Origin of the sequence: Actinoplanes subtropicus, from assembly GCF_000721705.1 — a bacterium.
GTDB classification, from domain to species: Bacteria; Actinomycetota; Actinomycetes; order Mycobacteriales; family Micromonosporaceae; genus Actinoplanes; species Actinoplanes subtropicus.
The window spans coordinates 18714-36172 of record NZ_JOJL01000019.1; the positions used below are offsets into that span (position 1 = coordinate 18714).

A 17459-nucleotide genomic window follows, 5' to 3' on the forward strand; every position below is an offset into this window, starting at 1 on the left:
ATGAGACGCAGCTATGTCCTGGTCGCCCTGGCGGTGACGACGCTGGTGGCCCTGGCGTTCGTCATTCCGCTGGGCCTGCCGGTCGGCAGCGCGGCCGAGGACCGCGCGCTGCGGGAGGCGGAGCGGCAGGCGCTCGGCCTGTCCGCCGTCGTCGTGGTGGCCACCGACCGCGATCTCGTCCAAAACTCGATCATGAGTACGCGGGCGGGCCAGGACGGCCGGCTGGCCGCGCACCTGCCGGCGCTCGGCACGGTCGGCGCCTCGAAGGTCCCGGACGCCGACATCGAGCGGGCCCGGCAGCGGCCGGGCGCCACCCGGGTCGACGTCCCCGGCGGGCTGGCCTACCTGCGCCCGGTGGCGCTGCCGCAGGGCCAGGTCGCGGTGATCGAGGTGTACGTGCCGACCGCCACCCTGCAGGCCGGGGTGGGCCAGGCGTGGCTGGTGCTCGTCGGTGAGGCGCTGGTCCTGGTGGCGCTCTGCACGTTCCTGGCCGACCGGCTCGCCGCCCGGGTGGTCCGCTCGTCGCGCGACCTGGCCCGGACCGCGGCGAGCCTGAGCGCCGGCCGGCTGCACGCCCGGGCCCAGCCGAGCGGGCCGCCGGAGATCGCCGAGGTGGGCGCGGCCCTCAACGGCCTCGCCGACCAGTTCCTCGAGTTCCTGGCGGCCGAGCGGGCGCTGGCCGCGAACCTGTCACACCGGCTGCGGGTGCCGCTGACCGCCGTACGGCTCAACGCCGAGGCGCTGCCGCCGGGCGCCGATCGGGACCGGCAGCTGCACGTCGTCGACCGCCTGGAGCAGGAGATCAACGCGGTGATCGTCGAGGCGAGCCGGCCGCTGGCCGCCCGGCCGCGACTGCGCTGCGACCTGGCCGAGGTGGTCGCGGACCGGGCGGCGTTCTGGGGTGCGCTCGCCGAGGACCAGGAACGGCCCTGGGAACTCGGCGAGATGCCGGCCGAGCCGATCATGGTGCCGGCCGCGGTGTCGGTGGTGACCGAGGCCCTCGACGTGCTGCTGGGCAACGTCTTCCACCACACTCCGGAGTCCGCGGCCTGCCGGGTCTCGGTGGAGCGGGGCCCGCAGTCCGCCTCGGTCACCGTGCAGGATGCCGGTCCCGGGTTCGCCGATCCGGAGGCTGCCGTCCGGCGCGGCGCCAGCGACGGCGACTCCACCGGGTTGGGTCTCGACATCGCCCGGCGGCTCGCCGAGGAGACCGGCGGGCGTCTCGAGATCGACCGCGGTGAGCTGGGCGGGGCGCGAGTGGTGCTCACGCTCGGGCTCGCGCTCGCCGACGACCCGGCCCAGCCGCCGCCGGCGGCGCCGCGTGGACAGTTCTGGAAACGGCTGGGCGGTACCCATGCGCGCCTGTGACCGGTCAGGCCGGTTCGCCGGGCGGCGAGAGCCGGATGCCGACCCCGCGCACGGTGTGCAGGTAGCGCGGCGCCGCGGCGCGTTCCCCGAGCTTGCGGCGCAGCCAGGTGAGGTGGACGTCGACCGTCTCGGCCGAATGGCTCTCCGACGGCCACACGTCCTGCAGCAGCTGCCGGCGGGTGACCACCGTGCCGGCCCGCCCGGCGAGGTAGGCCAGCAGGTCGAACTCGCGTCGGGACAGGCTCAGCGGCGTCCCGTCCAGAGTGGCCGTGCGGGCCCGCCGGTCGACCACCAGACCGCCCACCACCAGCTCGGCGCTCACCCGCCCGGCGCCCCGGCGCAGCAGCGCGGCGATCCGCGCCTCGATCTGCTCGGCCGAGTACGGCTTGACCACATAGTCGTCCGCGCCGGCCCGTAGCAGCCGGATCATCTCGCTCTCCTGCTCCCGGGCGGTCGCGACCAGGATCGGCACGAGCGAGGTCGCCCGGATCCGGCGCAGCACCGCGGTGCCGTCCAGGTCGGGCAGGCCGAGATCGAGGACGACCACGTCCGGCTGCCACGTCGTCACCTCGTGCAGCCCGCCCAGGGCCGTCTCGGACAGCCGCACCACGTGACCGCTCGCCACCAGTAGCCGGCCGACCGCGTCGCGTACATCCGGATCATCTTCGATCACCAGCACCTGCGGCATGGCTACGAAGATACAACCGAGGGAGTCTGTGATCATGCTGCGTAGCTGCAAATATGTCGCCGCTTGGATGGCCGTGGCGGCGGTGGCTGTCACGGTCTCCTGGCTGGGCGTCCGGGTCGGGCTGGCGCCCGCGCTGACCGCCGAGTCCCCGGTGGCGATCGACGTCAATCGCCGGTACACCGAGGTCCACCTGGGCTTCGACGACGTGACCCCGGCGCCGTCGGTGTCGAGCACGCCGAGCCGGCCGAAGCCGTCCAAGTCCGCGACCGTGGCGCCGAGGCCCGCCGCGACCAAGCGCCCAGCGCCGAAGCCGTCGACGACGCCGTCGGTGCACCCGGCCACGTCCGCGCCGGCCGACCAGAAGGAGTACGAGATCACCGCGGAGGGCGGCACGGCGACCGTGGCGTACTCGGCCACCCGGGTCGACGCCGTGGACGCCCAGCCGATCGACGGCTACGTGGCGAGCTACACCCGGCGCAGCGACACGACCATCGTGATCCGGCTGGACGGCCCGGCGCACTCGTCGGTGATCACCGCGTACTGGCTCGACGGCCCGCACGCGCGGATCGCCGAGGAGTACGCGGGATAGCGGCCGGCGGTCGGCCATGTCACAGTGCCGCGCGCGTTCTCAACCCACGCCCCCGGGCAACCGATTGGCGAGACCGCAGAAGCCAGTGCGTGGGAGGACGGGTCGATGGCGCGAGCCGAGGAGATCAAGCAGGCGTTCGACGAGGTCATCACCGATGGCGTACGCCGGGGGATGCTGCACAACCTCGCCGAGGACGAGCGCCTCGACGGCCGCACGATCACCCTGGCCGGACGGCACCTGGTGAACTTCGGGTCGTGCAGCTACCTCGGACTGGAGACGCATCCGGCGATGCGCGCCGGGGTGATCGACGCGGTCGACCGGTACGGGACGCAGTTTTCCTCCTCGCGCGCGTTCCTCTCGGCCCCGGCGTACGGCGCGGCCGAGCGCGCCCTCACCGCGCTCTTCGGTCGCGAGACGATCCTGACCCCGAGCACGACCCTCGGTCACCTGGCCGCGCTGCCGACCGTTCTCGAGTCCGGCGACGTGCTCCTGCTGGACCACCAGGTGCACCACAGCGTCCAGACCGCCGCCAAGCTCGTGCAGTGCCAGGGGACCAGGGTCGAGCTGATCCCGCACAACGACCTGCGGACGCTGCAGCGCCGCCTCGACGAGCACCGCTCCAGCCACCGGCGGGTGTGGTACGCGGCCGACGGTCTCTACAGCATGTACGCGGACTTCGCCCCGATCGACGAGCTCAACCGGCTCGTCGCCGCCAACGACAACCTCTGGCTCTACCTCGACGACGCGCACGCGTTCTCCTGGATGGGCCGGCACGGTCGCGGCTACGCGCTGGAGAACCTGAGCCCGCTCGCCCTGCGGCGCAGCGTGGTGGCGGGATCGCTGAACAAGTCGTTCGCCGCGGCCGGCGGCGCGATCACCTTCCCGGACGCCGAGACCCGCCGGCAGGTGTTCACCGTGGGCGGGCCGCTGATCTTCTCCGGTCCGGTGCAGCCGCCGATGCTCGGCGCCGTCCTGGCCTCCGCCCGGCTGCACCTGTCGGAGGAGGTGGTCGCCCGCCAGAACCGGCTCACCGAGGTGATCCGCCTGTTCAACCAGCTCGCCGCGGAGAACGGCCTGCCGGTGGTCAGCCCCAGCGAGGCGCCGATCCGCTGCGTCGGCGCCGGGCGGCCCGGGGTGGCGTACAACCTGACCGGCCGGCTCCGCGACGCCGGCTTCTTCGTCGACACCGCGACGTTCCCGGCGGTGGCGGCGAAGCGCTCCGGCGCCCGGATCGCGCTGACCGCACATCACACCGACGACGACGTCGCGGGTCTCGTCGAGGCCCTCGCGGACGCCCTGCCCCGGGCTCTCGCCGACGAGGGCGACGACCTCGCGACGCTGCAGCGGGCGTTCCGCCGGCAGCTCGCCGGCCGGCCGGTGAGCCTGCGCTCGTCCGTCGCCCACGTGCCGGCCGCCCGTTCCGGTGGGCTTCGGCTGGAGGAGCACACCACGATCGAGGCGATCGACCGGGCCGAGTGGGACGCGATGCTGGGCGGCCGGGGCGTGTTCGACTGGCAAGGGCTGCGTGCCCTGGAGGACGCGTTCGCCGGCGATGACGCGGAGCCCGAGCACCGCTGGTCGTTCCGCTACTGGATCGTGCGGGAGGCGGGGACCGGCCGGCCGGTGGCCGCCACGTTCTTCACCACCGCCCTGTGGAAGGACGACATGCTGGCCGCGCCGCACGTGTCGATCGAGGTCGAGCGGCGGCGCGCCGAGGATGCGTACTACCTCACCTCGACCGTCGTGGGGATGGGCTCGCTGCTCAGCGAGGGCGACCATCTGTACCTGGACCGGACCGGCGACTGGCGCCCGGCGCTGCGGCTCATCCTGGCCGCCGCCCGCGCCGAGGAGGACCGGACCGGCGCCGCCGCGATCGTCCTGCGGGACCTGCCCGACGGCGACGCCGGACTGCACGAGGTGCTGCTCGGCGAGGGCTTCGCCCGGGTGCCGGTGCTGGACACGTGGACTCGCTCGATCGACTTCGCGGGCGACGCCGACTTCCTCGCCGGGCTGCCGAAGAAGGCCCGCTACCACCAGCGCACCAAGGTGCTGGCCTGGGAGGAGCGGTACCGGATCGACACGTACGCCGGTGGTTCGGCGGAGGCCGCGTCGCTGTCCGCCGAGGATCGCGACCACCTGTACCGCCTGTACCGCGACGTGCACGCGCGCAACCTGGAGCTCAACGTCTACCCGCTGCCGCGCCGGCTGCTCGACGCGGTGCTGGCGCGGCCGGGCTGGGAGCTGGTCACGCTCACCCTGCACGACGGGCCCGGCGAGCCGGTCGCGTTCGCGCTTCAGCACGTCGGGGCCGAGCACGTCCAGCCGCTCTTCGTCGGCCTGGACTACCGGTACGTGGCGAGTCACCACTCGTACCAGCAGACACTCTGGCAGGCCGTCCGCTCGGCGCAGCGGCACGGCGCCCGGCGGGTGCTCTTCGGCATGAGCGCCGACCTGCAGAAGTCCCGGTTCGGCGCGAAGCCTGAGCGACGCTGGGTCTACCTGCAGTCCACCGACGGTTTCCACCACGACGTGCTGAACCGGATCGAGGAGGGACTTGCCGTCGGAGCCTAAGGTTCCGCCGGATCGGGCCGACGAGGCACATGTGAGCGAAACTCCACCGGAGTGCCACGGGGACCTCGCCGAGCTGATCGCCCGGCTGGCGGCGGACTTCGTCGACGTGGCCCACGGGGGCGCGGACGGCACGCTCGACGCCGACGCGGAGGCCGTCTCCCGGACGGCCGGCGCGGTGGAGATGGTGCGGTACGAGAAGGCGCCCGACCGCCAGCAGTTCGTCCCGGCCCACCGCTACGGCGCAGAGCCGCACCTTCCCCAGGTGCTGCGCCTGATGGAGGCCGGCCCGCTGGCCGACCTCCTCCAGGAGGGGCGGGCACTGATCCCGGCCGGCGAGGCCGCGGAGGTCTTCGGCTCCGGCCCGGAGCGGGTCACCGTGGTGGCGCCGCTGGTCGAGGAGCGCGCGGTGTTCGGCCTGATCTGCTGGCAATTCGCGGCGGGCGCCGGCGGGGTGCCCGAGGCCTGCGTACGCCTGCTCGATCTGTTCGGTCATCTGGTTTCCCGCACGCTCGCGGCGCGGCGGGCCATCGCCGGGCTGGAGGCCTCGGAGCTGCGGCACCGCTCGGTGCTCGACGAGATCGGCGACGTGGTCGTGCGGATCGGATCCGACGGCAACCTGTCGTACGTCAACAACGCCTGGCACGAGCTGACCGGCCGGCCCGTCGTCGACACGGTGGGCGCCGATCCGATGGCCAACGTGCACCCGGACGATCGCGCGCTCGCCGCCGAGCACATGGTCGCCGCGATGGCCGGGCGCCCGGGCGTACGGGAGGTGCGGTTCCTCGCCAAGGACGGCAGCGTCCGCTGGATGGAGGTCAAGGGCCGGGCGGTCTTCGACGCCGAGGGTGTTCCGGTGGGCTTCTCCGGCGTGCTGCACGACGTCACCGAGCGCAAGGCCGCCGCGGAGGCGGTCGGCGCCGCGCGGGACGAGGCCGAACGGGCCCGCGACGTCGCGGAACGGGCCAGCCGGGCGAAGAGCGAGTTCCTGTCCCGGATGAGCCACGAGCTGCGCACGCCGCTCAACGCGATCCTCGGCTTCTCCCAGCTCCTGGAGTTCGCCGAGCTCGGCGAGGACGAGCAGGACAACGTCCAGCAGATCCGCCGCGCGGGCCGGCACCTGCTCGGCCTGATCAACGACGCCATGGACATCTCCCGGATCGAGTCGGGGAACCTGTCCATGTCGCTCGAGCCGATCCGGGTACGTGAGGTGGTCAACGCCAGTCTCGATCTGGTCCGGACCACGGCGGCCGATCAGCACATCACCCTGGCGATCACGGTGGAGGACGCGGTCACCTTCGTCCGCGCCGACCAGCAGCGGCTGACCCAGGTGCTGGTCAACCTGCTGTCGAACGCGATCAAGTACAACCGGCCGGCCGGCCGGGTCGACGTGCGCTGGCAGCGGCACGAGGGCGACGGCCGGGTCCGCATCGAGGTGGCCGACACCGGCATCGGTATCGCGCCCGACCGGCTGGCCGACGTCTTCACCCCGTTCGAGCGCCTGGGCGCCGAGACCACCGAAGTCGACGGCACCGGCATCGGCCTGACGCTGACCAAGAGCATGGTGGCGGCGATGGGCGGCCGGCTGACCGTCGACAGCACAGTCGGCAGCGGCTCGACCTTCACCGTCGAGCTTCCGCTCGCCGCGGCGCCCGCGGACGAGAACGGCCCCGTCGCCGCTACCGAACCGGAGTCGGAGACGGTCGTCTACGTCGAGGACAACCCGTCGAACCTGACGCTGATGCGGCGGATCTTCTCGCGGCGGCCCGGCATCCGCCTCGTGACGGTCACCAACGGCGCCGACGGCGTCGAGACCATCCAGCGGGTACGGCCCTGCCTCGTGCTGCTCGATCTGCACCTGCCCGGCAGCGATGGCGGGGAGATCCTGGCCGCGGTCCGGGGGCATGTCGATCCGGCGGTCGCGGCCACGCCGGTGATCATGGTGACCGCGGACCTCACGCCGGGCACCGAACGGCGGTTGCTGGCGGCCGGCGCCAGCGCCTTCCTACCCAAGCCGGTCGACATCGCGTCCCTGCTGGCGCAGGTCGACGCCCACGCCCTGCGTGCCGTACGCGCCTGAGGAGCCGCTCGTGACGGGACAGATCGAGCCCGCGGTGGGAAGCCTCCTGGCCACGGCGATCGGCCAGGCGGTGCGTACGCCGCTGCACTCGCTGCTGGGTTTCCTGGAACTGCTCGGCACCACCGACCTGGACGACGAGGGCCGGTCGCTGGTGCGCGAGGCGCGGGCGGGCGGGGAGGCGTTGCTACTGGCCGGTGACCGCGTCACCGCCCTCGTCCAGGTGCTCACCGACCCGCGGCCCGGCCCGGCCGAGCGGATCCCGGTCAAGCAACTGCTCGCCGAGGTCGCCGCCACCGCCGACCCGGTCGCGCCGCCCCGCACGGAGGTGAACCCGTACGTGCCGGCCACGGTGGACGGCGACGGCGACGCGCTGCGCCACGCCCTGCTGGGCCTCGCCGAATGCGCGGTACGCCACGACGGGCGCGACATCCGGCTCTCGGTGGAGCGGACCAGCGCGTTCGCCGATCGGACGGTGCGGATCCGGGCCTGCGTACGGTGGGACGGCGCCGGGCTCACCGCGGCCGAGATCACCGCGCTGACCACCGACACGCCGCCGTCCGGCACCGAGGACCCCATGCTGCTGCTCACCAACCGCATGATCCGGCGGCTGGGCGCGCAGCTCACCGTCGCCGAGACACATCGGGTGACCACCCTGGCCCTCGATGTCGACCTGCGCGCGACCGGCGTGGCCGCGGACGAGCCCGCCGGTCGCCCGGCAACCCTGCGGGTGCTCCTGATCGAGGACAACCCGGTCAATCGGCTGCTCACCGAGCGCCAGCTCCGCCGGCTCGGGCACGAGCTCGACGTGGTCGAGGAGGGCCTGGCCGGCCTGAAGGCGCTGCGTGAGGGCGGGTACGACGTCCTGCTCGTGGACCGTCACCTGCCCGACATCGACGGGGTGGAGGTCGCCCGGCGGGTCCGGGCGGCCGAGCGCGACGGCCACCTGACCGGCCGGACGCCGATCGTCGCGGTCACCGCGGACGCGTCGGCCGGGCATCGGGAACGATGTCTCGCCGCGGGCATGGACGCATTCCTGACCAAGCCGCTGGATCTCACCCAGCTGCAGGAGACCCTCCTCGAGGTCCTCAGCCGCCCCGGACCCACCGCCGCCCAGGTCGACCCGGCGGCGATCACCCGGCTGCGACGCCGCTGCGACGGCGACGAGGAGCAGGTACGCCGGATGATCCGGGCCTATCTCGACGACCTCGAGGCGCGGGTGGACACGCTGGCCTCGGCCGTCGCGGAGGCCGCGCCGCTGCGAGTCCAGGCGGCGGCCGAGACGCTGCGCGAGGCCAGCGAACTGCTCGGCGGCATCCGGCTGGCCCGCGCCTGCGCCTTCGTGGGCATGGCCGCCGCCGACGGAGACCTGGCCGGCGCGGCCGCGGTCCTGCCCGACCTGCGCGCCTCGCAGGACGAGGTCCGCGCCTGGCTGGAGGGGATGCTCGGCGAACCGGCCCTGGCGGCCCGGTCCGCCTAGGGAAGCTGGGCTCGGCCGGTGGCCCTCGGCGTTGCCCGGCCGACGAAGCGGGACGGCACCAGGGCCGGAATCGGGCCGGTGTGCGGCGGGGTGGTCAGGGCCGGGATTCGCGCGGTCGGGGTGCGGCGCGGCGGGGTCGCGGGGGGCGGTTCCTCGGCGGACCCGCCCGGCAACGTCACGATCTGGTCGGGCACGAGGCCCAGCCGCGTGTCGTGCGCGATCATGATGGTGGTACGGCCGGCCATCAGTCGGCGCAGCGGTTCCATGATGCGCGCCGAGGTCTCCCGGTCCAGGCCGGTCGTCGGCTCGTCGAGCACCAGGATCGGGGTGTCGCGCAGCAGCGCCCGCGCGATGGCGATGCGCTGGCGCTGGCCGCCGGAGAGCAGCCGCCCCCGATGCCCGATGTTCGTGTCGTAGCCCTCCGGGAGCCGGGCGATGAACTCGTGCGCCTCGGCCATCCGCGCGGCCCGGATCACCTCGTCGGGACTGGCCGACGGCCGCCCGTACGCGATGTTGTCGTAGACGCTGCCGCCGAAGAGCTGGCTTTCCTGATGCAGCAGGGTGACGTTCTCGCGGAGCGTCGCCAGCGGCATCTGCCGGATGTCCCGCCCGTCGATCAGGATCCGCCCGGCGGCCGGGTCGTAGAAGCGCAGCAGCAGCTTGGTCACGGTGGACTTGCCCGCGCCGCTCGGCCCGGCCAGCATGACCAGCTCGCCGGGATCGGCCGAGAAGGACAGCCCGTCCACCGTGGAGCGTTCGGCCCGCGGATACCGGAAGCCCACCTCGAGCACGTCGATCCGGCCCCGGGCGCGCCACCCGTTGTCCTGAGCGCCGCCGTCCTCCACCGCGGGCGGGATCTGGGCGAGGTCGTCGAGCCGCTCGACGGCGGCGGCCGCCTCGGCCGCGGTGAGCGAGAACTGCCCGAGCGACTGGATCGGCGGGTAGAGGTAGCCGAGGAAGGCGGCGAAGGACAGCAGGCCGCCCAGCGTGATCCGGCTGGACGACAGCTCCCACGCGCCCATGCCGAGCACGACGAGGATGCACACGGTCTCGACGACCTGGACGATCGGCCCGTACATCGAGCTCAGTCGCGCCTCGGCCATCCGCGCCTCGAGCCACGTCCGGCCCTCCTTGGCGAGCCGCCGCTCCTCGACCTGCTGCCGGTTGTACGCCTGCACGACGGCCTGGTTGGACAGGCTCTCCTCGACGACGCTCGCGATGCTGCCGTTGCTCTGCCGCTCGTCGAGGGCGGCCGCCTGCACCTTGCCGCCGATCGAGCGGGACACCAGCCAGAACACCGGCACGAGCAGGCAGGCCACCAGGGCAAGGTCCCAGCGGATCACGAACGCGGCGGCCGCGAACGCCACCACGCTGACCAGAGCCGTGACCGTACGGATCAGCCCGGACGCGACCAGCCCCTCGATCGCCTCGACGTCGTCGGTGAGCCGGGTCATCAGGTCGCCGAGCCGGCTGCTGTCCAGGAAGTCCAGCGGCAGCCGCTGCACGCGGGCGAAGACGCTGTTGCGCAGCCGGAACAGGAAACGTTCGCCGGCCAGCGAGGTCATGCAGTCGGCGCGGAAGGTGGCGAACGCCCCGATGGCCGCCGCGCCGAGCCACAGCGCGGCCGGCGCCCAGAACGCGGACAGTTTCCTGGCGGACAGCGCCTCATCTGTTATGACGCCGAACAAATAGACCGCCGCCACCTCGGAACCGGCCGCGAGCAAGGCCAGCGCGCCGCCGTACATCAGCAGTTTCCGGTCCGGCACGGCAAACGGCCAGAAACGTTTCAGGGTGCGCCAGGCGGTGCCGATCTGCCCGCCAGCAGAATGGTTTGACATCGTGACCGAACGCCCTTCCCGGACATGGAGCGGGGCCGGCGGATCTCCGCCGGCCCCGACTTGGCCGTTACCGTGCCGGCTTGTGCGCGGTAGCCTTCGGCTTCGCCGTCGTGCACGCCGACTTCTTGGCGGCGGGCTTGGCGGCGGGCTTCTTCGGGAGGATCTTGATGGCCATGTCGGTGGCCCCTTTCTCTCGTGTTTCCTCAGCCAGAAGGCTCGAACGAGAAGAAAGCTATGCCCGGTCCTTGTCCGTCGAGTGTGCGCGTCCTGTGATCCCCGGGTGAAAACCTTAAGGGAGTCTTAGTCGCCCGGCGACGAATACTTATCTTTACATGTATCTATTCATGGAGGATGAGGGGACGCTCCGCTTCCATATCAGTTGATCCATATCTGGCCTTTTCTTATTCCATTGGTCCTCGTCTTTGGGTTAACTGTCGCTACCACCCCCCTTCGGGCCGACGAGGAGCCCTTTGATGAAACCTGTTCTCGGCACCGTGCTGACGGCGATCACCGTCGCCGCCGGCACCGTGACCGGCATGGCGCTGCCCGCACAGGCGGCGTCCGTCTCGGTCACGCCTTCTTGTGCCGCCGTCACCAGTCCCGGCATCATGCGCTGTTTCGCGCTGCGCCGTACCGACCTGAAGTCGGTGCGGGCACTGGCGGCTGCGGCCGCCCCGTCGGGTATCAGCCCGGCGGATCTGAAGAGTGCTTACGCTCTGCCGACCGGTGGCAGCGGCGCCACCGTGGCGATCGTGGACGCGTTCGATGACCCGAACGCCGAGTCGGACCTGGCCACCTACCGTTCCCAGTTCGGTCTGCCGGCGTGTACCACCGCGAACGGCTGCTTCAAGAAGGTCAACGGCAGCGGCCAGACCAGCCCGCTGCCGACTGCGGATAGTGGCTGGGCGGGTGAGATCTCGCTGGATGTGGACATGGTCTCGGCGGTCTGCCCGAACTGCAAGATTCTGCTGGTGGAGGCGGCGTCGGCCGATGACAACTCGCTGTTCGGCGCGATCGATTCGGCGGTGTCGCTGGGCGCCAAGTATGTCTCCAACAGCTGGGGCGGCTCGGAGAGCAGCAGCGAGACCAGCCAGGACGCCGACCTGAACCATCCCGGCGTCGCGATCACCGTGTCCTCCGGCGACGACGGCACCGGGGCCGAGTATCCGGCTACCTCGCGGTATGTCACCGCGGTCGGTGGTACCTCGCTGACCAAGTCGTCCTCGGCCAGCCGGGGCTGGACCGAGAAGGCCTGGACGAGCGCGGGTTCGGGTTGCTCGGCGTATGAGAGCAAGCCGACCTGGCAGACCGTCACCACCAGCTGCTCCAAGCGGGCCGAGGCCGATGTCTCCGCGGTCGCTGACCCGGCCACCGGTGTCGCGGTCTACCAGACCTACGGCGCGTCCGGCTGGTCGGTGTATGGCGGTACCAGCGCCTCCGCGCCGATCATCGCCGGTGTCTACGCCCTCGCCGGTACCCCGGGCAGCTCGGACTATCCGGCGTCCTACCCGTACGCGCACCAGAGCAACCTCAACGATGTGACCTCGGGTAGCAACGGCAGCTGCGGCGCGCCGATCTGCACCGCGGGCAGCGGCTGGGACGGCCCGACCGGGCTCGGCACCCCCAACGGTGTCGCCGCGTTCAGCTCCACCGGATCCGGCGGCGGCGGCACCGGCGGTGGTGGTGGTACCTGCACCGCGGGCCAGCTGCTGGGCAACCCCGGCTTCGAGTCCGGCAACACGACGTGGACCGCCAGCAGCGGCGTCATCACCACCGCCTCGGGCAGCAGCACCCCACACGCCGGCAGCTACTTCGCCTGGCTGGACGGCTACGGCTCGACCCACACCGACACCCTCTCGCAGGCCGTCACCATCCCCTCGACCTGCACCACCGCGAAACTGTCGTTCTACCTGAGCATCAACACCGCCGAGACAACCACCTCCACCGCATACGACAAACTGACGGTCAAGGCCGGCTCCACCACCCTGGCCACCTACAGCAACCTCAACGCCTCGGCGTACACCCAGAAGACGCTCGACCTATCCGCCTACATCGGCCAGTCGGTGACGTTGACCTTCACCGGAACCGAGGACTCCAGCGCGCAGACCTCGTTCCTGATCGACGACACCGCCGTCAATGTGAGCTGAATCCGGCCCGGGGCGCGCCGCGACAACCACGTCGCGGCGCGCCTTCGTCGTTCACGTGCGTTCCGGCGGCGCCATGCCAGCGGGGCACGGCGATATCCCGCGATCGGGCCGGGCGACCGGCTCCGGCGCGGGCAGGCGTCGGCCACTATGGTGCCGCCGTGGCTGGTCACCACCTCCATGAGTAGGGCCAGGCCCAGGCCGAAACGGCGGTCACCGGCGGTGCCGCCGCGGTGGAAGCGATCGAAGAGGCGGTCGGCGTCGGCCGGATCGAAACCCTCGCCGGTGTCGGCCACGGCGAGTTCGACGTGGTCCCGGACGGTGCGCACGGTCACCGTGATCAGGCCGCCCGGTGGAGCGTGCGACAGGGCGTTGGCCAGCAGTTCCGAGACCACCCGCCGCAGCGCGGACCGGATGCCCCGGACCGGCGCCGGGCCGTCGGGGCGGCCAGGGTCATCCGTACGGCGCGCTCCTCGACCCGGGCCGATTCGCCGGCCACCGCGACCGCGGCGAGGGCGGTCAGGTCGACCGGCTGGCGGGGCAGGCTCCCAGGCCCTCACCCGCTACATGGACGCTATGCTGGCCGAATTCGGCCTGACCCGGATCGCCTGGCAGGTCCTCAACGTGATCGGAGACGCCGGTCAGATAGCCGAAACCGACATCCTGGCCGCCCTCGCCGCCAACGCCGACGCGGCCACGCTGACCGCCGCCATCGACACTGTCCACACCGACGGCTGGGCGACCCGACCGGCGCCGGGCCAGCTCGCCCTCACTACGGGAGGCAACCGGCGCCTCACCACCGTCGCCTCGCGGGTCGACGCATTCCGCGAACTATCCACGTCCGGCATCAGCCCGGAGGAATACCGCACCGCCGTCCGTGTCCTCGAACGCATGACCCACCACCTCGAATCAACAAACACCCAGCCCAAGAACTCATGACGACGGCGGCCACATCGACGGCTCCGGCTTCATGTGACCCGAGTCAAAAGGCTTTGGCGAGCGCGATCGAGTGCCGCACCGCGGTCGGGTCGTCGACGACCCGCAACATTTCGGCGGCGACGGAAGCCCGCGGCGTGAACAGCCCGAACGGCAGGTTGCGGTCGCGCGAGCGCCGGATCCGTGCGGGTGCCGGCCCGTCGGTCAGCCGCGAGGGCCGCAGGATAGTCCAGTCCAGGTCGCTCGTCCGCACGATCTTCTCCGCCGCCCGCAGGTCGGTGAAGCCCTCCCGCAGCATTCGACTGAGCAGCGGTTTGACCACGAAGCGGGTCAGCGGGTCGTCGCCGCGATCGATGTACGGCCCCGATGCCGAGACCACGAGCAGCCGCCGCACGCCGACCCGGCCCATCGTCTCGGTGATCGCGGCGGCGCCCTGGCTGCAGACCGTGGATGGCCCGCCTGGGCGCGGTCCGAGCGCCGACAGCACCGCGTCCTGGCCCTTGACCGCCGGCGCGATCGCGGCCGGGTCGAACGGGTCGGCTTCGACCACCTCGAGCCGCTCGTCGGACACGGCAAGCCGCGCAGCATCGCGGACCACGGCGGTGACCCGATGGTCAGCGGCGAGAGCGCGCTGGACGATCTCGAGGCCGATGCGGCCGGTGGCTCCAAAGACGATCAGGCGCATGACGACATCCCTAGGTTGGTAAGTACTTACTCACCACTAGGATGGTTAGTAAACGCTCACCATGTCAAGGGGAAAAGATGGCCCAGACCCGCGAGCTGATCCTCGACGCCGCGCTGCGAGTGATCCGGGAACGCGGCCTGGCCCGGGCCACCACCAAGGAAATCGCGAAGGCGGCCGGCTTCTCCGAGGCCGCGCTCTACAAGCACTTCGCCGACAAGTCGGAGATCTTCCTCGGCGTGCTGCAGGAGCGGTCGCCCGGTTTTCAGCCGCTGCACCGGGCCCTCGGTGCCGCGCCCGGCAGCGGGACCGTCGAGGGCAACCTCGACGCGATCGCGACCGCCGCGACCGCGTTCTACCACGACAACTTCCCGCTGTTCGGGTCGATCTTCGCGGAGCCGGCGATCTTCGACATCCACCGCTCCCGGCTGCGTCAGCTCGGTGCCGGGCCGCACAAGGTCAACGACCGGCTCGCCGGCTACCTGCGAGCCGAACAGGAGCTGGGCCGCGTGCGCGCCGACGCCGACCCGGTCGCCGCGGCCGGGTTGCTGATGGGCGCCTGCTTCCAGCACGCCTTCCTGAGCCACTTCCGCGGCGGCGCCCCCGACCGGGGGGCCGTGACCGGCTACTCGGCTACCCTGTGGGCCGCGCTGAGCCCTTCCGGGTGACAGCCGACGCACGACAGGTAGTCGATCGGGCCGGTTGGTCAGCACACACGGCTGCGAGACGATCGCGCGGAGGGCGCAGCAGCGCGGATGCGCGCAACAATTTCTATACGAATACGCCATGGTCGCGTGCACCTGACCGTCTGGATCATCCCGCGGCGGCCGGCGGTATCCTCGGCCCACATGAGCTGGCTGCCTGACGACTTCGTCCACCCCCACTACGTGCCTGTGCCCGACACCGCGCTTCACCTGCGGCCGATCCGGGAGGCGGACACCGCGCTCGACTACCCCGCCGTGATGGGATCCCGAAAGCGCTTGTGGGAGATCTTCGGCCCAGCCTGGTCTTGGCCCAAGGAGACGATGACCTATGACGAGGACCGCATCGACTTGCTGCGGCACGAGAAAGAGATAGCCGCGCACCAGTCGTTCAACTATGCGCTACTGGACGAGCCGGAGACGGCGATCCTCGGCTGCGTCTACATCGACCCACCCGAGCGCACCGGCTCCGACGGCGAAGTCTCCTGGTGGGTGGTAGACCACCTTGTGGACGGTGACGCGGAACGCGCGCTCGACGCGCTCGTGCCGCAATGGATCGCCACCGACTGGCCCTTCCAGCAGCCCCGCTATCTGGGCCGCGACATCACCTGGCAGGACTGGCTCGCGCTGCCGCGCGCCTCGTGACCTGGACCGCGCCGCCGGCGGTCGCCTGGGTGCGTACCCGCAAGGGTCTGCACCGTGGCGGTCTCGGCCGCCCGGCCGGACGCGGCCCGCTGCCGGGCGGCCGTCAGCGGCAGGCCGGGCGGGGCGGGAGCCGAGGCGACCACGCGGCCGTCCGTCATCGTGAAGACCCAGCCGCAGGCGCCGGGGCAGGCAGCCGGCCGTGGTCGGCGGCCCAGGCGAGATCCTGCTGGATCTGCCGGTCCTGGTTGCGCACCAGCGCCGGGCGGCCCATCCGAGCTGGCGTGCCCCCTGGCCGGGGTGGCCGTCAGGCCAGCGCGCTGTCGGCCCCGGCGAGGAACGACTCGACGGCCGCGGCGACGGTCTTCCGGCCGAAGGCCACCGCCAGGTTGTTCTGGAAGAGCATCTCCTTCACCTGGCTGGCGCCGCTCGGCGGGGACGGCGGCGGGGCCGCGTGCGCGGCGGCCACCCGCTTGGCCACCACGTCGGTCGCGGCGAGCGCGCGCTGCTGGGCCGGCTTCAGCTGGGTGGCCGCGATGGCGCGGGCCTTCTCGGTCGGCGGGATCCCTCGGGTGATGCCCATCGTCCTGATGGCGTCGTCGTCCGCGGCGAAGAATCCGATCACGCCGGCCGCCTCGGCCGCGGCGACGCTGCGGTCGTAGACGCTCAGCAGGACGCCGGCGCTGAGATACTGGCCCTCGGCCGAGCCGGCCGGTCCGCCCGGCACCGGCACGAAGTCCAGATCGTGGCTGGTCAGCGGGGGTAGCGAGATCTCCAGCCCGGAGCCGAAGGTCATGGCGACGTGGCCGGTGATCAGCGGGTTCTTCGCCGAGTCGTTGTGCGCCGCCGAGGTGATCTCGCCCGGCGCGGCCGCGTGCCGCTTGCGCATGCCGTCCCAGTACGTCAGCCACTCCGCCAGGTCCGCCGCGGCGTAGCCGAGCTTGCCGGATGCGGTGAACAACTCCTTCCGGCGCTGCCGCAGGAAGATCTCGAAGGCGCCGACGTCGTCACCGCCGCCGTCGGACACGCCGTACATGTTGTGCCCGAGCGTCTTGGTGAGCTTCGTCGCGTACGTGGTGAGGTCGGTCCAGGTCCAATCGGCCCGCGGCGGCGCGACCCCGGCGTGACTCAGCACGGTCGCGTCGTAGGTGACCAGCACGCCGCCGGTGCCCGACGGGACGCCGTACAGCTTGCCGCCGATCCGGCCGGCCTCGAGCAGCGCGTCCGGGAACCCGGTCAGGTCGAGCTGGTTGCCGAGGTAGCCGTCCAGCGCGCGCAGCACGCCCCGGCCGGTGTACTCGTTGACGAGCGCCGTGTCCATCTGGATGACGTCGGCCGCCTGGCCGCTGGCGAGGTCGGCGTCGAGCTTGTCGAAGTAGCCGTCGTAGCCCGACGACTCCGTCTTGATCGTCACGGACTTGTGCTTCTGACCGTAGATGTCGAGGGCCGCCTGGTACGCCTTCGTCCGCGCGTCGCCGCCCCACCACTTCATCCGCAGCGCCGCGCCGCCGTTCCCCGAGCCGGTTCCGCCGCGGGCACAGGCGGCGGCAGTGGGCAGGGACGCGGCAGTGACGAGCGCCCCGCCCATGCGGATCAGGCCCCGTCGCGAAACAGTCGTCGACACGGAGTTCAGTGTGTGGACTCGCGGGGTTCCGCATCGACGATTCGGAAAAACTGATCCGAAGCCGCACCCGAGCAGTGTTCAAGGCGCCGTCGCGCCGGCCGAACTGAGGCGAACAAGGGCCG

The 17459-nt window shown here is 72.0% G+C and carries 14 protein-coding genes; 9 read left to right on the forward strand and 5 right to left on the reverse strand.

Annotated features, from left to right (window positions below; translation table 11 throughout):
• Window positions 1-1368, forward strand: coding sequence for a sensor histidine kinase (locus IH26_RS0124710; protein ID WP_030438611.1), 1368 nt, complete (start codon window positions 1-3; stop codon window positions 1366-1368).
• A 4-nt stretch (window positions 1369-1372) separates the two neighbouring features.
• Here the strand turns inward: IH26_RS0124710 and IH26_RS0124715 are convergent, their stop codons facing one another.
• Window positions 1373-2047 (reverse strand): response regulator transcription factor, encoded by a 675-nt coding sequence (locus tag IH26_RS0124715; protein ID WP_030438612.1) that lies wholly within the window; start codon window positions 2045-2047, stop codon window positions 1373-1375.
• Between the two features lie 43 nt (window positions 2048-2090).
• Here IH26_RS0124715 and IH26_RS0124720 point away from each other — a divergent pair, with 43 nt between their 5' ends.
• The 4 genes from IH26_RS0124720 to IH26_RS0124735 all read left to right on the forward strand — a co-directional run bounded on the left by IH26_RS0124720 (window position 2091) and on the right by IH26_RS0124735 (window position 8770).
• Window positions 2091-2645, forward strand: a complete 555-nt coding sequence (locus tag IH26_RS0124720) for a hypothetical protein (RefSeq protein WP_157437370.1) — start codon at window positions 2091-2093, stop codon at window positions 2643-2645.
• 105 nt (window positions 2646-2750) lie between these two features.
• Window positions 2751-5216 (forward strand): aminotransferase class I/II-fold pyridoxal phosphate-dependent enzyme, encoded by a 2466-nt coding sequence (locus IH26_RS0124725; protein ID WP_051808470.1) that lies wholly within the window; start codon window positions 2751-2753, stop codon window positions 5214-5216.
• A gap of 31 nt (window positions 5217-5247) precedes the next feature.
• Window positions 5248-7293, forward strand: coding sequence for a hybrid sensor histidine kinase/response regulator (locus tag IH26_RS56070; RefSeq protein WP_051808471.1), 2046 nt, complete (start codon window positions 5248-5250; stop codon window positions 7291-7293).
• Between the two features lie 10 nt (window positions 7294-7303).
• Window positions 7304-8770: a response regulator gene (locus IH26_RS0124735; protein ID WP_157437371.1), complete on the forward strand. Its 1467-nt coding sequence runs from the start codon at window positions 7304-7306 to the stop codon at window positions 8768-8770.
• On the opposite strand, the gene IH26_RS0124740 is transcribed toward IH26_RS0124735, so the two are convergent.
• Window positions 8767-10608 carry an ABC transporter ATP-binding protein gene (locus IH26_RS0124740; protein ID WP_051808472.1) on the reverse strand — a complete coding sequence of 614 codons (1842 nt, stop codon included), beginning with the start codon at window positions 10606-10608 and terminating at the stop codon, window positions 8767-8769. The two genes, IH26_RS0124735 and IH26_RS0124740, sit on opposite strands and share 4 nt — an antisense overlap.
• A gap of 473 nt (window positions 10609-11081) precedes the next feature.
• On the opposite strand from IH26_RS0124740, the gene IH26_RS0124750 reads away from it, so the two are divergent.
• A complete protein-coding gene (locus IH26_RS0124750; RefSeq protein WP_030438618.1) occupies window positions 11082-12755 on the forward strand; it encodes a S53 family peptidase in 1674 nt (557 codons plus the stop codon).
• Here IH26_RS0124750 and IH26_RS58225 read toward each other — a convergent pair.
• Complete coding sequence (locus IH26_RS58225) at window positions 12656-13147, reverse strand: ATP-binding protein (RefSeq protein WP_245665483.1); 492 nt, start codon at window positions 13145-13147, stop codon at window positions 12656-12658. The two genes, IH26_RS0124750 and IH26_RS58225, sit on opposite strands and share 100 nt — an antisense overlap.
• Window positions 13148-13328: 181 nt before the next feature.
• Between IH26_RS58225 and IH26_RS0124755 the strand changes: the two genes are divergently transcribed.
• The gene (locus IH26_RS0124755; protein ID WP_211268746.1) at window positions 13329-13691 is read left to right on the forward strand and encodes a hypothetical protein; all 363 of its coding nucleotides are present in this window, start codon (window positions 13329-13331) and stop codon (window positions 13689-13691) included.
• A gap of 43 nt (window positions 13692-13734) precedes the next feature.
• Here IH26_RS0124755 and IH26_RS0124760 read toward each other — a convergent pair whose 3' ends face one another.
• Window positions 13735-14373 carry an NAD(P)-dependent oxidoreductase gene (locus tag IH26_RS0124760; RefSeq protein WP_030438620.1) on the reverse strand — a complete coding sequence of 213 codons (639 nt, stop codon included), beginning with the start codon at window positions 14371-14373 and terminating at the stop codon, window positions 13735-13737.
• 77 nt (window positions 14374-14450) lie between these two features.
• Here IH26_RS0124760 and IH26_RS0124765 point away from each other — a divergent pair, with 77 nt between their 5' ends.
• Window positions 14451-15038, forward strand: a complete 588-nt coding sequence (locus tag IH26_RS0124765) for a TetR/AcrR family transcriptional regulator (RefSeq protein ID WP_034215911.1) — start codon at window positions 14451-14453, stop codon at window positions 15036-15038.
• Between the two features lie 126 nt (window positions 15039-15164).
• The gene (locus tag IH26_RS0124770) at window positions 15165-15716 is read left to right on the forward strand and encodes an N-acetyltransferase (protein WP_211268747.1); all 552 of its coding nucleotides are present in this window, start codon (window positions 15165-15167) and stop codon (window positions 15714-15716) included.
• Between the two features lie 304 nt (window positions 15717-16020).
• On the opposite strand, the gene IH26_RS0124775 is transcribed toward IH26_RS0124770, so the two are convergent.
• Complete coding sequence (locus IH26_RS0124775) at window positions 16021-17337, reverse strand: ABC transporter substrate-binding protein (protein ID WP_157437372.1); 1317 nt, start codon at window positions 17335-17337, stop codon at window positions 16021-16023.
• Between the last annotated feature and the right edge of the window lie 122 nt (window positions 17338-17459).

Excerpts from the sequence above, each read along its gene's own strand:
- IH26_RS0124710 (WP_030438611.1), top strand. The coding sequence starts at position 1 with ATGAGACGCAGCTATGTCCTGGTCGCCCTGGCGGTGACGACGCTGGTG.
- IH26_RS0124720 (WP_157437370.1), top strand. The coding sequence starts at position 2,091 with ATGCTGCGTAGCTGCAAATATGTCGCCGCTTGGATGGCCGTGGCGGCG.
- IH26_RS0124725 (WP_051808470.1), top strand. The coding sequence starts at position 2,751 with ATGGCGCGAGCCGAGGAGATCAAGCAGGCGTTCGACGAGGTCATCACC.
- IH26_RS0124740 (WP_051808472.1), bottom strand. The coding sequence starts at position 10,608 with ATGTCAAACCATTCTGCTGGCGGGCAGATCGGCACCGCCTGGCGCACC.
- IH26_RS0124750 (WP_030438618.1), top strand. The coding sequence starts at position 11,082 with ATGAAACCTGTTCTCGGCACCGTGCTGACGGCGATCACCGTCGCCGCC.
- IH26_RS0124755 (WP_211268746.1), top strand. The coding sequence starts at position 13,329 with ATGCTGGCCGAATTCGGCCTGACCCGGATCGCCTGGCAGGTCCTCAAC.
- IH26_RS0124760 (WP_030438620.1), bottom strand. The coding sequence starts at position 14,373 with ATGCGCCTGATCGTCTTTGGAGCCACCGGCCGCATCGGCCTCGAGATC.
- IH26_RS0124765 (WP_034215911.1), top strand. The coding sequence starts at position 14,451 with ATGGCCCAGACCCGCGAGCTGATCCTCGACGCCGCGCTGCGAGTGATC.